Consider the following 1,001-nt stretch of genomic DNA (forward strand, 5'->3'; position numbering starts at 1 on the left):
CTTCACCCCGAAGACCGAGTTGACGATGTTGGCGTCGCGGGCCGGGCTGGTGATGGATCCGGGTTCGAAGGTCACCTATAACGGGGTGGAGATCGGCCGGGTCGGCAACATCGCCGAGACCGTGCGCGACGGCAAGCCGGCCGCCAAGTTCACCCTGGAGGTCTATCCGCGGTACCTGTCGCTGATCCCGTCCAACGTGAACGCCGACATCAAGGCGACCACGGTGTTCGGCGGCAAGTACGTGTCGCTGACCACGCCGCAGAATCCGTCGCCGCAAAAACTCAACCCGCACACCGTGATCGACGCGCGGTCGGTGACCACCGAGATCAACACGCTGTTCCAGACCGTCACCTCGATCGCGGAGAAGGTCGATCCGGTCAAGCTGAACCTGACACTGAGCGCGGCCGCCCAGGCGCTGACCGGGCTGGGTGACAAGTTCGGGCAGTCGGTGGTCAACGCCAACGCGATCCTCGATGACGTCAATCCGCAGATGCCGCAGGCGCGTCATGACATCCAGCAGTTGGCCGGGCTGGGTGACACCTACGCCAACGCGGCGCCGGACCTGTTGGACTTCTTGAACAACGCGGTGATCACCTCGCGGACGATCAATGCGCAGCAGAAGGATTTGGACCAGGCGTTGTTGTCGGCGGCCGGGTTCGGCAACACCGGCGCCGACATCTTCAACCGGGGTGGGCCGTATCTGGCGCGCGGGGCCCAAGATTTGGTGCCCAGCGCCCAGCTGCTGGACACCTACAGCCCCGAGATCTACTGCACGCTGAAGAACTACCACGACGTGGTGCCACTCACCGGAGCGTCCGAAGGCGGTTTCAACGGCTACTCGCTCAACATGAACACCGAGGCGCTGTCCGGGCTGGGGTTGCTGGCCAACCCGGTGTCGGCGGTGGCCACCATCGCCAGCCTGGTCGGCGGGCTGGCCGGCGTGGTCGGCGGCGCGCCCAACCCGTACACCTACCCGGAGAACCTGCCGCGGGTGAACGCGC

Annotated in this window: 1 protein-coding gene; it reads left to right on the forward strand. The window is 65.6% G+C overall.

What is annotated here, in order from left to right:
- A partial coding sequence (locus A5692_RS22295) for an MCE family protein (RefSeq protein ID WP_068059928.1) occupies nt 1-1,001 on the forward strand: 1,001 nt, incomplete at both ends.

This window comes from Mycobacterium sp. E342, from assembly GCF_001667665.1.
In the GTDB taxonomy this organism is placed as follows: Bacteria; Actinomycetota; Actinomycetes; order Mycobacteriales; family Mycobacteriaceae; genus Mycobacterium.